Below are 15,901 nucleotides of genomic sequence, written 5' to 3' on the forward strand. Positions count from 1 at the left end.
TGATTGTGCCTCGTTCGCTCAGACCTTGAGGACCGCGAGCAGGAGCAGCACGCCCACCACCGCGGCCCGGCCGAGCCGCGCCATCGGGGCCGCGGAGTCCCAGCCCAGCCAGGCGAGCCAGGCGACGAGCGCGGCGATCAGCACGATGAAGGCCGCGCCGAAGACGCCGGGGAGGAACGCGCCGGCCAGCACGAGCGCCATGACCCCGAGGATGAGCACGAGCCGCGGCAGACGCAGCAGGAACGTCAGCAGGGTGGTGGAGCGGGATCCCAGCTCGGGCACGGGGGATTGCCTCCTGAGTAGCGTGTGGGGGACATCATCGTGGCATTCGGAGGAGACGCCTTGCTGGTCATCAGCCGGTTCGACGTACCGGAGGCGGACGGAGAAGGCTTCCTGGAGCGGGCACGGGCGGCGCTGGCCGCGTTCGCGGCGCGCCCCGGGTTCGTCCGCGGACGCATCGGGCGCTCGGCGGACGTGCCGACGGCCTGGGCCCTGACCACCGAGTGGGAGTCGGTGGGCAGCTTCCGGCGCGCGCTCTCGGACTTCGACGTGAAGGTGCACGCGAGCACGCTGCTGGCCGAGTCGAGCGACGAGCCGAGCGCGTTCGAGGTGATGGGCAGCTGGGACGGCCCCGTGGAGACGGCCGGGCGCACCGACCGGGCCTTGGACGCGGACACCACTCGCGTGGGTGACCGTCCTGTTACGCGCGGGTAGCAACCTCGGGTATCCGTTCCGGGCGGGGTGAGGCAGGCTGAGGGTGTGCGGAGCGAACGGTCATGACCTGGGTTCCCCCCTCTAGCGGGGAGAGCAGCCGACAACCGGCCGGCGAGCCCTACGACCCACCGGTCCCCGGCTCGCCCCCCGGCTACGACGCCCCCGGCTACGACGGTTCGGGATATGGCGGCTCCGGATACGGCGGTCCCGGCTACGGGTCGCCGGCTCAGGGTGGGCCGGGGTACGGGCCGGCTGGTCACGGTGGTGCCGCCCCGCGCAGCCCGGCCCCCGGTGGTCCTCCGCACGGCGTCGGGACGAAGGCGGTCTCGGAGCGGGAAGCACGTCGTCAGCGCGCCCTGCGCGCGCTGCCGCCACCGCCGAGCGCGCCGGCGGGCATGGGGGCCGTTCCCGCCTTCGCGCCGCCGATGCCGCGCCCGAACCGCACCGTGCTGATCGTGTCGCTGGTGCTCGGCGCCACGCTCCTGCTCTGCTGCGGTGGCGGCGTCGGCGGGGTCGGCGGCCTGCTGTACTACACCTACGAGAACCAGCGGGACGACGCGGTGACCGCGGTGCAGTCCTACCTGGGTGATCTGCAGAACGCGCGGTACGACCAGGCCTACGGACGGCTCTGCGCCGAGGCGCGCTCCGAACGCAGCCTCGGTGAGTTCACCGAAGCCGAGCAGGTCGCCGGCCAGGTGGGCAGCTTCGCGGTGAGCGATCAGCCGCAGACCGACCAGGACGGCAACTGGGTGGTGGCCGCTCAGGTCACGCGGCAGGGCAATTCGGTGCGGTCCGAGCTCTTCCCGGTCACCTTCGAAAGCGGCAGTACGGTATCGGTCTGTCCCGGATAACCGGCATCTCGGTATCCACAGGGACGAAATGGGGTGGCGGCTGCCCCGACCCGGCGGGGTAGCCTGGCACGTCACAACCCGCCGAACTGCCAGTCCGGATGGAGAGATCCCGGTGTCCGCCGATCGTATGGACGTCATCGTCAACCTGAGTAAGCGACGGGGCTTCGTGTTCCCGTCGAGCGAGATCTACGGAGGCCTCCGGGCGTCCTGGGATTACGGTCCGCTCGGCGTCGAACTGAAGACCAACGTCAAGCGCCAGTGGTGGAAGACGATGGTGACGGGTCGCGACGACGTCGTCGGCCTCGACTCGTGCGTGATTCTCGCGCCCGAGGTCTGGAAGGCGTCGGGGCACGTCGAGACGTTCTCCGACCCGCTGACCGAGTGTCAGAGCTGCCACAAGCGCTTCCGTGCCGACCACCTCGAAGAGGCGTACGAGCACAAGCACGGCAAGCCGCCGGCGAACGGCCTGGCCGACGTCAACTGCCCGAACTGCGGCACGAAGGGCGCGTTCACCGCGCCGCGCCAGTTCTCCGGGCTGCTCAAGACGTTCCTCGGCCCGGTCGAGGACGAGACCGGTCTGGCCTACCTGCGCCCGGAGACCGCGCAGGGCATCTTCATCAACTACCGCAACGTCGAGCAGACCGCGCGGAAGAAGCCGCCGTTCGGCATCGCGCAGCAGGGCAAGAGCTTCCGCAACGAGATCACGCCCGGAAACTTCATCTTCCGCACGCGTGAGTTCGAGCAGATGGAGATGGAGTTCTTCGTGGTGCCCGGCTCCGACGAGGAGTGGCACCAGTACTGGATCGACACGCGTCTGCAGTGGTACGTCGATCTGGGCATCAACAAGGAGCGGCTCCGGCTCTACGAGCACCCGAAGGACAAGCTCTCGCACTACTCGAAGCGCACCGTCGACATCGAGTACAAGTTCGAGTTCACCGGCACCGAGTGGGGTGAGCTCGAGGGCATCGCGAACCGCACCGACTTCGACCTCAACGCGCACTCCAAGGCCTCCGGCGCCGACCTCTCCTACTTCGACCAGGAGAAGGGCGAGCGCTGGACGCCGTTCGTCATCGAGCCGGCGGCCGGTGTCGACCGCACGGTGCTGACGTTCATGCTCGACGCGTACGCCGAGGACGAGGCGCCGAACGCCAAGGGCGTGCTGGAGAAGCGCACCGTGATGAAGTTCGACCCGCGGCTCGCGCCGGTGAAGGCGGCGGTGCTTCCGCTCTCACGCAACACCGACCTGTCGCCGAAGGCTCGCGACCTGGCGGCGAAGCTGCGTCAGCACTGGAACGTCGACTTCGACGACGCCGGGGCGATCGGCCGGCGGTACCGCCGTCAGGACGAGATCGGGACGCCGTACTGCATCACCGTCGACTTCGAGACCCTCGACGACCAGGCCGTGACGATCCGCGAGCGCGACTCGCGGTCGCAGGAGCGGGTCGGCCTCGACGCGGTTGAGGGGTACCTGGCTCAGCGCCTGATCGGCTGCTGAACGATCTCCGCCAGGTCGGGGCAGGTCCGGTAGTCGGGGTGGGGGCACTCCAGCCCCCGCTCGACGAAGGCCAGCTCCTGCTGTGCCAGCGCGATGCGGTCCTCCAGCAGCTTCTTGCGGCGCTGGAGGACCGCGGTGCGTTCGGCCACGTCGCGGATCGCGAACATCTCGCGCAGCTCGCCCAGCCCCATGCCCAGTTCGCGTCCGCGCTGGATGAACCGCACCAGCCGGACGTCGAGATCGCTGTAGCGGCGCTGGCCGCGGCTGCGCTGCGGGCTGAGCAGCCCGGCGTCCTCCCACTGGCGCAGGAGGTGCTGGCTCACACCGCAGGCGTTGCTGACCTCGCCTATTGACCTCATGTGAACATTAGGGTCCACGGTTGACGGCATGGTCAACATGATTGAGTCGCTGGCCCACCGGGTGCTGACGTCCGCGTCGGTGGTCGCCGTCACCCGGCTCGGTTCGGCGGTGCACGAGGTGACGCTCGAGGCTCCGGAGTTCGGCACCTGGCGGTGCGTGCCGGGGCAGAGTGTCCGGCTGTTCGTCGGCAACGGATTACGTACCTACTCGGTGTGGACGCTCAGCGGGTCGACGCTGGTGCTGCGGGGTTTCTCGCACGCGGACGGGCCGGGGAGCCGTTGGATGGCTTCGGCGCAGGTGGGGTCGCGGGTCGCTCTGACCGCACCGAAGGGCGTGTTCGTGCTGGATCCGGCCGCGCCGTGGCACTTGTTCGTCGGCGACGACACCGGCGCCGTGCCGTTGCTGGCGATGCGTGCCTCGCTGCCGGCTTCGGCGTCGGTGCTGGGCATCGTGGTTTCGCGGGAGGAGATACCGCCGCTCGGGGCACCGTTGCCGTGGCGCTCGTCGGGGACGTTGCTGGACGCGGTGCGCTCACTGGAGCTGCCGTCGTCACCGGGGGTGGCATACGTGGCGGGGGAGCAGAAGGCGTGCCTCGCGGTGCGCGACCACCTGCGGACCTCGCTGGGGTGGCCGCGGAGGTCCGTGCGGGTGTCGGCGCACTGGACGCCGGGCAAGCGGGGCCTGGAGTAGCCGGCTGCGCCCCGCCCGGTGGGCGGGTAAGGATGGGGGCATGCGTGAACTCGGGCGGACGGTGGCGGAGTGGTTGGGCGCGGGGCACCGGGTCGCGGTGGCGCGCGTCGTGGACGTGCACGGCTTCGGGGCGGTGCCGGCCGGTGAGGTGCTGGCGGTGCGCGACGACGGAGCCCGCGCCGGGGAGCTGTTGCGCGGGGTCGCCGATCCGGTGATCTCCGGTGCCGTGCCGGCGGCGCTGTCGGGGGCGCCGTCGGTGGTGAATGCACCCGTCGGGGAGTCGGACGCGGTCGCCGCCGGGTTGGCGTGCGCGGGTTCGGCCCGCGTGCTCGTCCACGCGGTGTCCGACGCGTCGGTGTGGACCGCGCTGGCGGAGGGTTCGCCGGTGGCGCTGGCGACGTCGCTGGTCTCGGGAGAGTCGACGGTCCCGGGTTCGCCGGACGGGCCGGACGGGGCCGTCGCGGCGGAGGCGTCGCGGTTGCTCGCGGCCGGCGCCACCGGGCGTTCGGTGGTGGGGGACGTGCTCGTGGACGCGTGGGTGCCGACGCCGAGCGTCGTGACGATCGGCGGGGGTGTGCTGGCCGCGGCGATCGCGGCCCAGGCCGAGCTCCTCGGGTGGGCGGCCCGGAACGTGTCGACGGTCTCCGAGGCCGTCGCCGAGGTCGCCGCGTTCGGGCCGGCCGACGTCCTGGTGCTGCTCGACCACGACCCGGCGATGGACGAGGTGCTGCGCGTCGGGCTCTCCCACGGGCGGGGTTTCCTGGGTGCGCTCGGGTCGCGTCGCACCCAGGCTGCGCGTCGCGAACGCCTGCTCGCCGCCGGGGTCCCCGCCGACGCGGTGGGGCGCGTCCACGGCCCGGTCGGGCTCGACCTAGGTGCGCGCTCACCGGCCGAGACCGCGGTGAGCATCGTCGCCGAGGTGTTGGCGACCCGCTCCGGTCGTGGTGGCGCGGCCCTACGCGCGTCGGACGTCGCGATCCACTGAGCGAGGGAGCCCGAACCAGGGCAGGACGGTGTTCTCGAACCGGGTCAGCGCGTCGATCCGCTCACCGGCGAGGCCGAGAACGTAGAGGCCGGTGCCGTGGCTGATGCCGGTGGGCGTCCGCAGGTACGCGCCGAACGCCGGCTGGCCGTTGGCGCGCGTCGGCACGAGATCGAACCGCCGGCCGGTCGCGAAGATCCGGGCGAAGAAGCGGGTGACGAGTTCGCGCCCCTGGTATTCGAACGGGGTCGGCGGCATCGAGATGAAGACGTCCTCGGTCAGCAGCGCCACCAGGGCGTCGACGTCGGCCGACTCCCATGCTTCGACGAATCTCGCCGTGATCGCGTCTTCGGTGGCCGAGCCCGGTGCGGGCGGGTCCTCGGTCGCTCGCCGGTGTCCCAGGGTGGCCCGAGCGCGCTTGAGCGCACTCTTGACCGACTCGACGCTCGAGTCGAGCATCTCGGCCACCTCGTCGGCCCGGAAGCCGAGGACGTCGCGCAGCACGAGCACCGCGAGCTGCCGGGGCGGCAGCGCCTGCAGCGCGGTGACGAAGGCCAGCGAGACGGCCTCGGTCTGCTCGTAGCGAGCCTCCGGCCCGGCCACGTCGGCCAGTAAGGCGTCGGGGAACGGCTGGAGCCAGACCGTGTCGCTGAGCCCGGTCGGCTGGGGCGCGTCGGCGACCGGCGGCGCCCACTCGGCGACCGGACGCCGACCGGCGGCGCGGCGTGCGTTGAGGCACTGGTTGGTGGCGATCCGGTAGAGCCAGGTGCGCAGCGACGCGTGTTCCCGGTACCCCCCGAGTCCTCGCCACGCGGCCAGCAGGGTGTCCTGGAGCGCGTCCTCGGCGTCCTGGAACGAGCCGAGCATGCGGTAGCAGTGCACCCGCAACTCGACCAGGTGCGGCCCGGTCAGTTCGCGGAACGCGTCGTTGTCGCCGTTACGAGCCTTGGTGATCAGATCCGGTGCCACGTGCTCCCCGTCCGTGTCGTGCGGTTGGTCCTACTGACACCGCCGGGAAGCGAAAAGGGGCGGCCCCTTTCGTCGAATCGCGGTGTCTACCCCAGTGGTAGCCGACTCCGGCACGACGGGAGAACCCGAATGGGAAAGATCGTGATCACGACGAACGCCACGCTCGACGGGGTCGTTCAGGACCCCACCGGAGAGGAAGGGTTCGACCGCGGCGGCTGGTTCGAGCGCTTCGGCGGGGCCGACCTCGCGGAATGGGCCCGGGTCGAGACCGAGGAAGCGCTCGGTGCCGAGGCCCTGCTGCTCGGCCGACGCAGCGACGAGTGGTTCGGCACCCGGTGGTCGTCCCGGACCGGGGTCTGGGCGGACCGGCTCAACGCGATGCCGAAGTACGTCGTCTCCGCGACGCTCGAGCGCCCGGCCTGGACCAACGTGACCGTGCTGCGCGGCGACGTCGCCAAGGAGGTCGCGGCGCTGAAACAGGCCGTGGACGGGGAGATCCTCGTCTACGCGAGCTATCAGCTCGGTCGGGCGCTGCTCGAACACGACCTGGTCGACGAGGTGCGTCTGGTCGTGTTCCCGGTGGTCCTGGGCGCCGGCGTCCGCCTCTTCGGCGCGACCGGTGCCGCCAAGCCCCTGCGACTCCAGGAGAGCCGTGCGCTCGGCGACAACCTCACCTTCCTTCGCTTCCAGGCCTGACGAGGAGCAATCATGCCCACCGACGCGATCCGCGAACTGATCGACCGCTTCGCCGTCACCGACGTGCTGTCCACCTACGCCCGACTCGTCGACGAACGGGACTTCGCCGCCGTCGGCGCGCTGTTCACCGACGACTGCGTGGCGGAGTACGGCGTCCGTGAGTCCGACGTCCTGCGCTCCTCGGCCGCGGTGACCGACTGGCTCGCCACGCAGCTCGCCGACGGGACCGCGACCAGCCATCACCTCTCGAACGTGACCGTCGCCTTCCCCGACGCCGACCACGCCGAGACCACGTCCTACGTCCACGCGTGGCACGGCGTCGCCGGAGCCGACGTCGACCCGGTCGTCCTGGCCCGCTACGTCGACCGGTTCGAACGGACGCCGACCGGCTGGCGCATCGCGCACCGCCGCATGTTCGCCCACGGGCTCATCGGCTTTCCCGACGGCGTGATCCGGCCGCTCGTCCGCCGGGAGCCTGCGGCCGTCGCCGACGGCGGCTCGTGACCGCGGGACCCGCGACCGCCCAGCGCTGGGCGGTCGCGGTGACGGCGCTCGCCGGGCTGCTCGTCACCCTGGATGCGCTCGTCGTCACCACCGCGCTCGGCGCGATCCGGGCCGCGTTCGACACGTCGGCGGAGGCGCTGGAGTGGACGGTCACGGCCTACGTCCTGACGTTCGCGGTGCTGCTCATGCCGGGGACGGCGCTGGGGGACCGGTTCGGGAGGCGGCGCGTGTTCGTCGCCGGGCTGGTGACGTTCGCGGTCGCGTCGGCGGCCTGTGCGCTCGCCCCGACGGTGGGCGCGTTGATCGCGGCCAGGGCGTTCCAGGGCGCCGGTGCCGCACTCGTCATGCCGCTGGCCCTGGCGTTGCTGAGCACGGCCGTTCCGCCCGACCGGAGGGCCGGTGCGCTCGGGATCTTCACCGGCGTGACCGGGGTGGCGGTACCGCTGGGTCCGCTGCTGGGCGGGGCCGTGGTCTCCGGGATCTCCTGGGCGTGGATCTTCTGGATCAACGTGCCGGTGGTCGCGGTGCTCGTCGTCCTGGCCTCCACCCGGTTGACCGAGTCCTTCGGCCCGCGGAACCGGACGGACCCGGTGGCGCTGCTGTTGGTGGCCGGGGCGGCGCTCGGCCTGGTCTGGGGCCTGGTGCGCGGTAACGCGGCCGGCTGGACCAGCGTCGAGGTGCTCTCCAGCCTGGTGGCCGGTGTGCTGCTGGTCGTCGGGTTCGCCGGGTGGCAGCGGCGGGCCGCCGAACCGCTGGTCCCGGCCGACGTGCTCGGCTCCCGGGCCTTCGTGGTCGGCGCGGTGGCGATCTTCCTGCAGTGGGGCTCGGTGCTGGGCGCGCTCTTCTTCATGGCCCAGTTCCTGCAGGACGGTCTCGGGTTCAGCCCGTTGCGTGCCGGGCTCGGGCTCGTGCCGTGGGGCGCGACGACGTTCCTCGTGCCGCCGATCGCCGGTCACTTCATCGGCCGCGTGGGGGTACGGCCGTTCATCGTGGCCGGTCTGGGGCTGCACGCGGCGGCGATGGTCTGGATCGCGGTGATCGTCGACCCGGGCCTGGGGTACGGGCAGTTGATCGCGCCGCTCGTCGTGTCCGGTACCGGCGTGGCCCTGGCGCTGCCGGCCACCCAGGCCGCCGCGCTGAGCGGGGTCGGACCGGGGTCGGTCGGAGCGGCGTCGGGGGCGTACAGCACGATGCGCCAGCTCGGCGGCGTGTTCGGCGTCGCGGTGGTGGTGTCGGCGTTCCTCGCCGCCGGCAGCTACGCGTCGCCGCGGACCTTCGCCACCGGTTTCGCGGCCGCGCTCGCGGCCTGCGCGGCGTTGTCGCTGGTCGGAGCGCTGACCGGCCTGGTCGCGCCCCGGTCGTCCGCGCCGGCCGCCCGTCCGGTGGTGACCGGCCGGGTGACCGCGTCGTGAGAGTCCACCGCCGGGCGGCCCCGGTGTCGCCCGGCGGTGGACGTGAGACGCTGGAGGGCGTGTCTTCCGCTCCGACCGTCGTTCGTCCGCTCACCGTCGGCCCGCACACCGTCGACCCGCCGGTGGTCCTGGCCCCGATGGCGGGCATCACGAACGTGGCGTTCCGGCGCCTCTGCCGGCAGTACGGCGCCGGGCTCTACGTGAGCGAGATGATCACGACCCGCGCGCTCGTCGAGCGCAACCCGAAGACGATGGGCCTGATCACGTTCGCGCCCGACGAGCAGCCCCGCTCGATCCAGCTCTACGGCGTCGACCCGGACGTCGTCGGGCGGGCCGTCGACATGGTCGTGCAGGAGAACCTGGCCGACCACGTCGATCTGAACTTCGGCTGCCCGGTCCCGAAGGTCACCCGCAAGGGCGGCGGATCGGCGCTGCCGTTCCGCCGGAAGTTGTTCGCGCAGATCGTGCAGCGGGCGGTGCGGGCCACCGCGGGCACCGACGTCCCGGTCACCGTCAAGATGCGCATCGGTATCGACGACGACCACGTCACGTTCCGCGACGCGGGCCGCGCGGCCGAGGACGCGGGCGTCGCCGCGGTCGCGCTCCACGGACGGACCGCCGTGCAGTTCTACGGCGGCCGCGCGAACTGGGAGCCGATCGCCGAGCTCGCCGCCGCCCTCGAGGTTCCGGTGCTCGGCAACGGCGACATCTGGGAGGCCGACGACGCCGTGCGCATGGTCACCGAGACCGGCTGCGCCGGAGTCGTCGTCGGGCGCGGCTGCCTCGGCCGCCCGTGGCTCTTCGCCGACCTCGCGGCGGCGTTCGCCGGGCGCCCGGATCGGGTGCGCCCCGACCTCGGCCAGGTCGCGACGACCATGCGCCGGCACGCCGAGCTGCTCGCCGAGTGGAAGGGTGAGGCGTGGGGCCTGCCCGACTTCCGCAAGCACGTGGCCTGGTACCTCAAGGGTTACCCGGTCGGGTCGACGATCCGGCGCGAACTGGGCATGGTGAGCACCCTCACCGAGCTCGACGACCTGCTGGGCAAGCTCGACCCGGCCGCACCGTTCCCCACCACCGAGATCGGCGAACCCCGCGGCCGCACCACCGGCGCCCGCCGCGTCGTCCTGCCCGAGGGCTGGCTCGACGACCCCGACGCTCTGACCGCCCCCACCGACGCCGAACTCGACGTCTCCGGCGGCTGACGGATCAGGCTGAGCGGACCGGGGTCGCTTCGGTGACGGCGGACATCGGGAGGGCGCCGTAATAGTGGGGGTAGGGGTCGCCGCCGGTGCTGGACTCCCAGCGGAGGCTCTCGCCGAGGGGGTCGGTGTCCACGGCCAGCAGCATCAGGTCGGTCTCGCCGGCGAAGAAGCGGTCCAGGGTGCCCGGCAGCTGGGCCGCGGTCGAGAGGTGGACGAAGCCGTCACGGAGGTCGTCGGGCGAGCCTTCGTACTGCTCGGTGGCCTGGGCGGCCGCCCACTCGTCGGCACGGAGAACTTTGTACACGGTCGTCACCCGGCAACCGTATCGCCGGATCAGTCCCGGACCCAGACCCGCCCGACGTCGGGCACGGCCCAGAACGTGCTCACGAACATCCCTTGCACCTGCGACCCGCGCAGCGCCAGCCGCCGCTGGTCGAAGTACGGGATCGCCGGCGCGAACTCGGTCAGGATCCGCCGGGCCAGCGCTCCGTAGGCTTCGGCCGCGTCACCCCGGTCGGGCAGCGTCGCGATGCGGGCCAGTTCGGCGTCGACCGACGGCTCGTTCAAATAGCTGATGTTCGTGCTGCCGACGGCGCGGATGCCGGAGCTCGAGTAGAGCGGGCCGAGCATCGCGTTGCCGTCCAGGTAGTCCGGCGCGTACTCGCACAGGTACAGGTCGTAGGGGTTGGTGCGGCGCGCGATGGCCGCCGCGAACTGGTCCTGGCGCACCGGACGCAGCTCCACGGTCACGTTCGCCCGCGCGAACGCCTCCTTCACCGCGGCCGCCAGCTGGTTGCCGTCCGGTGTGTCCCGGAACGCGTAGACGAGGTTCACCCGGGCGTCGCCGAGGAGGGCGCGCGCCTTGGCCGGGTCGCCCGACCGCTTCGTCCGGTCGGGGTTGGCCGGGTAACCGGGCACGCGGGGGGAGAGCAGGCTGCTCGCGTAGTCCCCGACCAGGTCGGTGCCGGTCGAGTTGAGCGCGGCCTCCGGGTCGAACGCCAGCGCGAGCGCGCGGCGGCGTGCCGGGTCCTTCACGCGCGACGCGTTGAAGCACAGGTCCCGGTGCCCGGTCCCGACGCCGTCGACCAGCCGTCCGGTCTGCCGCTGGTCGTAGACGTTCTCGATCTGGGTCGGGTCGAGGGTGCTGAGCTGGACGCTGCCCGGCTGTTCGTCGCTCATCATCAGGCTCGTCACCGCCGCCCGGTCCGGGAGGAAGCGGACGTCGTAGCGCTCGGGGTAGGCGACGCGGATCGGGTCGGTCGCCGGGTTCCAGGCCGGGTTGCGCTCCAGCGTCAGCGACTTGCGCAGTTCGTGCGTGACGACGCGGTACGGACCGGTGACCGGGACCGGGTCGGCGTCGGAGTAGCGCCAGCCGCTCGGGACGGCCGCGGTCGTGGGGAGCGCGGCGACCGTGGGGAGGTCGGGGTGCGGAGCCGGGAACGTCAGCCGGAGCGTCCGGTCGTCGGGGGCCTCGACACCCGGCGGGTACGGCGCTTTCGGGGTGGGGCCGGTGTACACGGCGCGGAAGTCCGCCTGGCCGGCCAGCCAGCGCTGCAGGTACGTGAAGCCGGTGGCCCGCTCACCGAACGAGCGCGCGATGCCGTTCGCGACGTCGCGTGCGGTGACCGCCTGGCCGTCGGCGAATTTGACGCCGGGGCGGATGGTGAACTCCCAGGTGCGGCCGCCGTCGGAGCTGCGGCCGGTGTCGGTGGCCAGATCGCCGACGAGGGTCGCGCCGGTCAGCCCGTCCTCGCGGTACCCGGTGAGGGTGCGGGCCAGGAGGCGGGAGCTGCCCATCATGCCGTCGGGGTAGCGGTTCTGCACCGGGTCGAGTTCCCAGTACTGCGCCTGCGCGTACACCGTGACCGTGCCGCCGCGTCGGGCGCCGGGCACGGCGGGGGCCGGGCCGGTCGCCGCGTCGTCCGCGGCGTACTGCTTCACGGTGAGGTCGGGCTTCGATGGTGCGACCGCCCGGTGGTTCTGCTCGGGCCACTGCGCCCAGATCACACCGGCACCGGCCGCCACGGCCAGCACCACGGCCGCCGCGGTCGTGCCCAGCGCCACCCGCCGCTTCCGCCCTCGCCGCCCGGCACCCCGGTCGGCCTCCGCGACGCTGACCGGACCTCCGACGGCACCACTTGCTTCGTCGGGTTCCCCCACGGTCGGAGGGGGCGTGGTGAACTCGGCGGTCAGCGGATGCGGCGAGTTCAGGTGCACGGTCGTCCGGCTCACCTCGTCGGCGTCCGACGGAGTGACGCGGGCCGGCGGTGGCACCGACGGCAGCACCCCGGGGCGCTGCAGCGTCAGGGCGGCCAGCAGTTCCTGGGTGCCCGGCCGCTCACCGGGTTCCTTGCGTAACGCGGCCGCGACGAGGTCACGCAGCGGCGCGTCGAGCTCGCCCAGCCCCGGCTCCCGCTCGAGCGTCCGGTAGAGCATCACCTCGGGCGGACCCACCCCGAACGGGGGAGTGCCCGAGCCGGCGAAACACACCGCCGCGCCCCAGGCGTGCACGTCGGTCGCCGGCGTGACCGCGGACCCCCGGAACTGCTCCGGCGCCATGTACGGCGGCGATCCGATCGCGCCGCTGGTCAACCCGCTCACCAGGTCGGCCGCGCGGGCGATGCCGAAGTCGATCACCCGCGGCCCGAACCGCGACAGGATCACGTTGCTGGGCTTCAGGTCACGGTGCACGATCCCGGCCTCGTGGATCGCCACCAGCGCGGTCGCGATCCCGATCGCCACCGCGTCCAGGGCGCCGCCGTGCAGCGGACCCTGCTCCTCCACGACGTCCTGCAGCGTCGGTCCGTCGACGAACTCCGTGACCAGGAACGGCTGCTCGCCCTCGACGTCGACGTCGAGCACCGCGGCCGTACTGAACCGGGCCACCCGCGCCGCGAGCGTGGCCTCCGACCGGAACCGGGTCCGGAATTCCGGGGCGTCGGCCAGGTGCGGATGGATCACCTTGACCGCGACCTGACGCGTGCGCCCATCCGGTTCTTCGGCGACCCCCGCGTAGACGATGCCCATGCCGCCGGCACCGAGACGGCCGACGAGCCGGTAACGGCCGAGCCGCTGCGGGTCCTTGTCACGAAGCGGCTGCACGCCCACCTCTTCCCGCAGGCCGTCCGGTTCCGCGGGCAGCGTAGCGAGGGTCCACCAAGGAGAAACTGTGGGGCCTTTCACGTGCGCTTTTGGGTATCTCTGTTCTCTGAATCGGAACAGACCGACCAACTCGGGTGCGACTGCTCACAACGGGTGCTGCGGTGGGTACGCCCTCATTAACCTCGGCCCATTCCCGCTCCCGCTCCCCTACGGAGGCCGCGATGACGGACCAGCAGAAGTACGTCTACGACTTCTCCGAGGGCAACAAGGACCTCAAAGACCTGCTCGGCGGCAAGGGCGCCAACCTGGCCGAGATGACGAACCTCGGGTTACCGGTGCCGCCGGGTTTCACGATCACCACCGAGGCGTGCACGGTCTACCTCGAGACCGGTGAGACACCCGAAACCCTCGACGACGAGGTGACCACGCACCTCGAGGCCCTGGAGCGGGCACGCGGCAAGAAGCTCGGTGATCCGGACGACCCGCTGCTGGTCAGCGTCCGTTCCGGCGCGAAGTTCTCGATGCCCGGGATGATGGAGACGGTGCTCAACGTCGGGCTCAACGACCGGTCGGTCGAGGGTCTGGCCCGGCAGGCCGACAACGAGCGCTTCGCGTGGGACTCGTACCGCCGGCTGATCCAGATGTTCGGCAAGACCGTCCAGAACATCGAGGGCGAAGCGTTCGAGGACGCGATCGACGAGATCAAGCGTGAGAAGGGCACCGAGAACGACCTCGACCTGGACGCCGGCGACCTCCGGAAGCTCGTCGACGTCTACAAAGGCATCGTGCGGGAGCACACCGGCGCGGACTTCCCGCAGGACCCGCGGGAGCAGATGACCGCCGCCGTCAACGCGGTGTTCGACTCCTGGAACTCCGACCGGGCCGTGCTCTACCGGCGCCAGGAACGCATCCCGGCCGATCTCGGTACGGCGGTAAACGTTGTCGCGATGGTGTTCGGCAACATGGGGATGGACTCGGGGACCGGGGTGGCCTTCACCCGCGACCCGGGCACCGGTGAACAGGGCGTCTACGGCGACTACCTGCAGAACGCGCAGGGTGAGGACGTCGTCGCGGGCATCCGCAACACCGTGCCGCTGCAGGACCTCGAGAAACTCGACAAGACCTCGTACGACCGCCTGATGGACATCATGGCGACGCTCGAAGGGCACTACCGCGACCTCTGCGACATCGAGTTCACGATCGAGGCCGGCCACCTCTGGATGCTCCAGACCCGGGTGGGCAAGCGCACCGCGGCGGCCGCGTTCCGGATCGCTTCGCAACTGGTCGACGAAGGGGTCATCGACCTCGACGAGGCCGTGCAGCGAGTAACCGGGGAGCAGCTCGTCCACCTGATGTTCCCGCAGTTCGACACGTCCGCGAAGGTGCACCAGCTCGGCCGGGGCATGTCGGCGTCGCCGGGTGCCGCGGTGGGCAAGGCCGTGTTCGACTCCTACACCGCGGTCAAGTGGTCGCGGTCGGGCGAGAACGTCATCCTGGTGCGCCGGGAGACCAACCCCGACGACCTGAACGGAATGATCGCGGCGCAGGGCATCCTGACCAGCCGCGGGGGCAAGACGTCACACGCGGCGGTGGTGGCGCGGGGCATGGGCAAGACCTGCGTCTGCGGCGCCGAGGAACTCCAGGTCAACACCAAACGCCGCTTCATGACGGCGCCCGACGGCACCGAGGTGCACGAAGGCGACGTCATCTCGATCGACGGCTCGACCGGCCGGGTGTACCTCGGTGAGGTGCCGGTCGTCGACTCGCCGGTGGTGGAGTACTTCGAAGGCACGGTCGACGAAGCGGACGACCTGGTGCAGGCCGTCGACCGGATCATGAAGCACGCCGACACGAAGCGCCGGCTGGGCGTCCGGGCCAACGCCGACACCGAGGAGGACGCGGAGCGGGCCCGCCGCTTCGGAGCCGAAGGCATCGGGCTGTGCCGCACCGAGCACATGTTCCTCGGTGAGCGGCGCCAGCACGTCGAGCGGCTGATCCTGGCCGAGGACGACGAGCAGCGCGACCAGGCCCTGGAGGCGCTGCTCCCGCTGCAGCGCTGGGATTTCCTGCAGCTGCTCACCGCGATGGACGGGCTGCCGACGACGATCCGGCTGCTCGACCCGCCGCTGCACGAGTTCCTGCCGAACATCACCGAGCTCTCGGTGCGGGTGGCGCTGGCCGAGTCGCGGGGGGAGAAGAACGAGAACGACCTGCGGCTGATGCAGGCCGTGCACCGGCTGCACGAGGCCAACCCGATGCTGGGCCTGCGCGGCGTCCGGCTCGGCCTGGTCGTGCCGGGGCTGTTCAACCTCCAGGTCCGGGCCATCGCCGAGGCGGCCGCCCAGCTGGTGAAGCTCGGCAAGGACCCGAAGCCGGAGATCATGATCCCGCTGGTCGGGTCGGTGCAGGAGCTGGAGATCATCCGGGTCGACGCCGAGCAGGTGCTGCGTGAAGTCGTCGAGGACACCGGCGAGGAACTGAACATCCTGATCGGGACGATGATCGAGCTGCCGCGGGCGGCGCTGACCGCGGACCAGATCGCGGAGAGCGCCGAGTTCTTCTCGTTCGGAACCAACGACCTGACCCAGACGACGTGGGGCTTCTCGCGCGACGACGTCGAGGCGGCGTTCTTCTCCACGTACCTCGAGGTCGGGATCTTCGGGGTGTCGCCGTTCGAGACGATCGACGTCGACGGTGTCGGGGAGCTCGTGCGGATCGGCACCGAGAAGGGACGGGCGACGCGTCCGGGCCTGAAGGTCGGGGTGTGCGGGGAGCACGGCGGTGACCCGGACTCGGTGCACTTCTTCAACCGCGTCGGGCTCGACTACGTGAGCTGTTCGCCGTTCCGGGTGCCGGTGGCGCGGCTCGAGGCGGCCCGGGCCACCGTGGCGCAGGAGGGTGGCTCGGACAGCCGCTGACCGGTA

At 71.6% G+C, this 15,901-nt stretch carries 15 protein-coding genes; 10 read left to right on the forward strand and 5 right to left on the reverse strand.

Annotation, left to right across the window (positions count from 1 at the left end; genetic code table 11):
• Positions 1-18 precede the first annotated feature (18 nt).
• Positions 19-282, reverse strand: a complete 264-nt coding sequence (locus CRYAR_RS07490) for a DUF6703 family protein (protein ID WP_051569886.1) — start codon at positions 280-282, stop codon at positions 19-21.
• A gap of 39 nt (positions 283-321) precedes the next feature.
• On the opposite strand from CRYAR_RS07490, the gene CRYAR_RS07495 reads away from it, so the two are divergent.
• From CRYAR_RS07495 to CRYAR_RS07505, 3 genes are all read left to right on the forward strand, one after another.
• Positions 322-714, forward strand: coding sequence for an antibiotic biosynthesis monooxygenase family protein (locus CRYAR_RS07495; protein ID WP_211247320.1), 393 nt, complete (start codon positions 322-324; stop codon positions 712-714).
• A 62-nt stretch (positions 715-776) separates the two neighbouring features.
• Complete coding sequence (locus CRYAR_RS46865) at positions 777-1,565, forward strand: hypothetical protein (RefSeq protein WP_157017457.1); 789 nt, start codon at positions 777-779, stop codon at positions 1,563-1,565.
• A 127-nt stretch (positions 1,566-1,692) separates the two neighbouring features.
• The gene (locus tag CRYAR_RS07505; RefSeq protein WP_035849341.1) at positions 1,693-3,060 is read left to right on the forward strand and encodes a glycine--tRNA ligase; all 1,368 of its coding nucleotides are present in this window, start codon (positions 1,693-1,695) and stop codon (positions 3,058-3,060) included.
• Here the strand turns inward: CRYAR_RS07505 and CRYAR_RS07510 are convergent.
• Positions 3,039-3,419 (reverse strand): MerR family transcriptional regulator, encoded by a 381-nt coding sequence (locus tag CRYAR_RS07510; RefSeq protein ID WP_035861232.1) that lies wholly within the window; start codon positions 3,417-3,419, stop codon positions 3,039-3,041. The genes CRYAR_RS07505 and CRYAR_RS07510 overlap by 22 nt on opposite strands.
• 28 nt (positions 3,420-3,447) lie before the next feature.
• On the opposite strand from CRYAR_RS07510, the gene CRYAR_RS07515 reads away from it, so the two are divergent.
• Positions 3,448-4,110: a siderophore-interacting protein gene (locus CRYAR_RS07515; protein WP_084700218.1), complete on the forward strand. Its 663-nt coding sequence runs from the start codon at positions 3,448-3,450 to the stop codon at positions 4,108-4,110.
• 40 nt (positions 4,111-4,150) lie between these two features.
• Complete coding sequence (locus CRYAR_RS07520) at positions 4,151-5,095, forward strand: XdhC family protein (protein WP_051569889.1); 945 nt, start codon at positions 4,151-4,153, stop codon at positions 5,093-5,095.
• Here CRYAR_RS07520 and CRYAR_RS07525 read toward each other — a convergent pair.
• Complete coding sequence (locus tag CRYAR_RS07525; RefSeq protein ID WP_035849346.1) at positions 5,066-6,061, reverse strand: sigma-70 family RNA polymerase sigma factor; 996 nt, start codon at positions 6,059-6,061, stop codon at positions 5,066-5,068. The two genes, CRYAR_RS07520 and CRYAR_RS07525, sit on opposite strands and share 30 nt — an antisense overlap.
• Before the next feature lie 129 nt (positions 6,062-6,190).
• Between CRYAR_RS07525 and CRYAR_RS07530 the strand changes: the two genes are divergently transcribed.
• Genes CRYAR_RS07530 through dusB form a run of 4 tightly spaced genes read left to right on the forward strand, consistent with a single transcriptional unit; the run spans position 6,191 to position 9,875 of the window.
• Positions 6,191-6,757, forward strand: a complete 567-nt coding sequence (locus CRYAR_RS07530; RefSeq protein WP_035849349.1) for a dihydrofolate reductase family protein — start codon at positions 6,191-6,193, stop codon at positions 6,755-6,757.
• Positions 6,758-6,769: 12 nt separating this feature from the next.
• Positions 6,770-7,261 carry a nuclear transport factor 2 family protein gene (locus CRYAR_RS07535; protein WP_035849352.1) on the forward strand — a complete coding sequence of 164 codons (492 nt, stop codon included), beginning with the start codon at positions 6,770-6,772 and terminating at the stop codon, positions 7,259-7,261.
• On the forward strand, positions 7,258-8,673 hold the full coding sequence (locus CRYAR_RS07540) for an MFS transporter (protein WP_035849354.1): 1,416 nt from the start codon (positions 7,258-7,260) through the stop codon (positions 8,671-8,673). Before CRYAR_RS07535 ends, CRYAR_RS07540 begins: the two co-directional genes overlap by 4 nt.
• A 50-nt stretch (positions 8,674-8,723) precedes the next feature.
• A complete protein-coding gene (dusB, locus tag CRYAR_RS07545; protein WP_051571950.1) occupies positions 8,724-9,875 on the forward strand; it encodes a tRNA dihydrouridine synthase DusB in 1,152 nt (383 codons plus the stop codon).
• A gap of 4 nt (positions 9,876-9,879) precedes the next feature.
• On the opposite strand, the gene CRYAR_RS07550 is transcribed toward dusB, so the two are convergent.
• Entirely contained in the window at positions 9,880-10,188 is a 309-nt protein-coding gene (locus CRYAR_RS07550; RefSeq protein WP_035849357.1) for a DUF952 domain-containing protein, read from the reverse strand.
• 20 nt (positions 10,189-10,208) lie between these two features.
• Positions 10,209-12,977, reverse strand: coding sequence for an ABC transporter substrate-binding protein (locus CRYAR_RS42845; RefSeq protein WP_157017459.1), 2,769 nt, complete (start codon positions 12,975-12,977; stop codon positions 10,209-10,211).
• A 221-nt stretch (positions 12,978-13,198) separates the two neighbouring features.
• On the opposite strand from CRYAR_RS42845, the gene ppdK reads away from it, so the two are divergent.
• Positions 13,199-15,895 carry a pyruvate, phosphate dikinase gene (gene ppdK / locus CRYAR_RS07560; RefSeq protein ID WP_035849360.1) on the forward strand — a complete coding sequence of 899 codons (2,697 nt, stop codon included), beginning with the start codon at positions 13,199-13,201 and terminating at the stop codon, positions 15,893-15,895.
• Positions 15,896-15,901 lie beyond the last annotated feature (6 nt).

The sequence above is a fragment of the Cryptosporangium arvum DSM 44712 genome (assembly GCF_000585375.1).
Classification (GTDB): Bacteria; Actinomycetota; Actinomycetes; order Mycobacteriales; family Cryptosporangiaceae; genus Cryptosporangium; species Cryptosporangium arvum.

Bases quoted from the DNA above. Each gene is read 5' to 3' on its own strand.
- CRYAR_RS46865 (WP_157017457.1), top strand. From the start codon at position 777: ATGACCTGGGTTCCCCCCTCTAGCGGGGAGAGCAGCCGACAACCGGCC.
- CRYAR_RS07505 (WP_035849341.1), top strand. From the start codon at position 1,693: ATGGACGTCATCGTCAACCTGAGTAAGCGACGGGGCTTCGTGTTCCCG.
- CRYAR_RS07510 (WP_035861232.1), bottom strand. From the start codon at position 3,419: ATGAGGTCAATAGGCGAGGTCAGCAACGCCTGCGGTGTGAGCCAGCAC.
- CRYAR_RS07515 (WP_084700218.1), top strand. From the start codon at position 3,448: ATGGTCAACATGATTGAGTCGCTGGCCCACCGGGTGCTGACGTCCGCG.
- CRYAR_RS07520 (WP_051569889.1), top strand. From the start codon at position 4,151: ATGCGTGAACTCGGGCGGACGGTGGCGGAGTGGTTGGGCGCGGGGCAC.
- CRYAR_RS07530 (WP_035849349.1), top strand. From the start codon at position 6,191: ATGGGAAAGATCGTGATCACGACGAACGCCACGCTCGACGGGGTCGTT.
- CRYAR_RS07535 (WP_035849352.1), top strand. From the start codon at position 6,770: ATGCCCACCGACGCGATCCGCGAACTGATCGACCGCTTCGCCGTCACC.
- ppdK (WP_035849360.1), top strand. From the start codon at position 13,199: ATGACGGACCAGCAGAAGTACGTCTACGACTTCTCCGAGGGCAACAAG.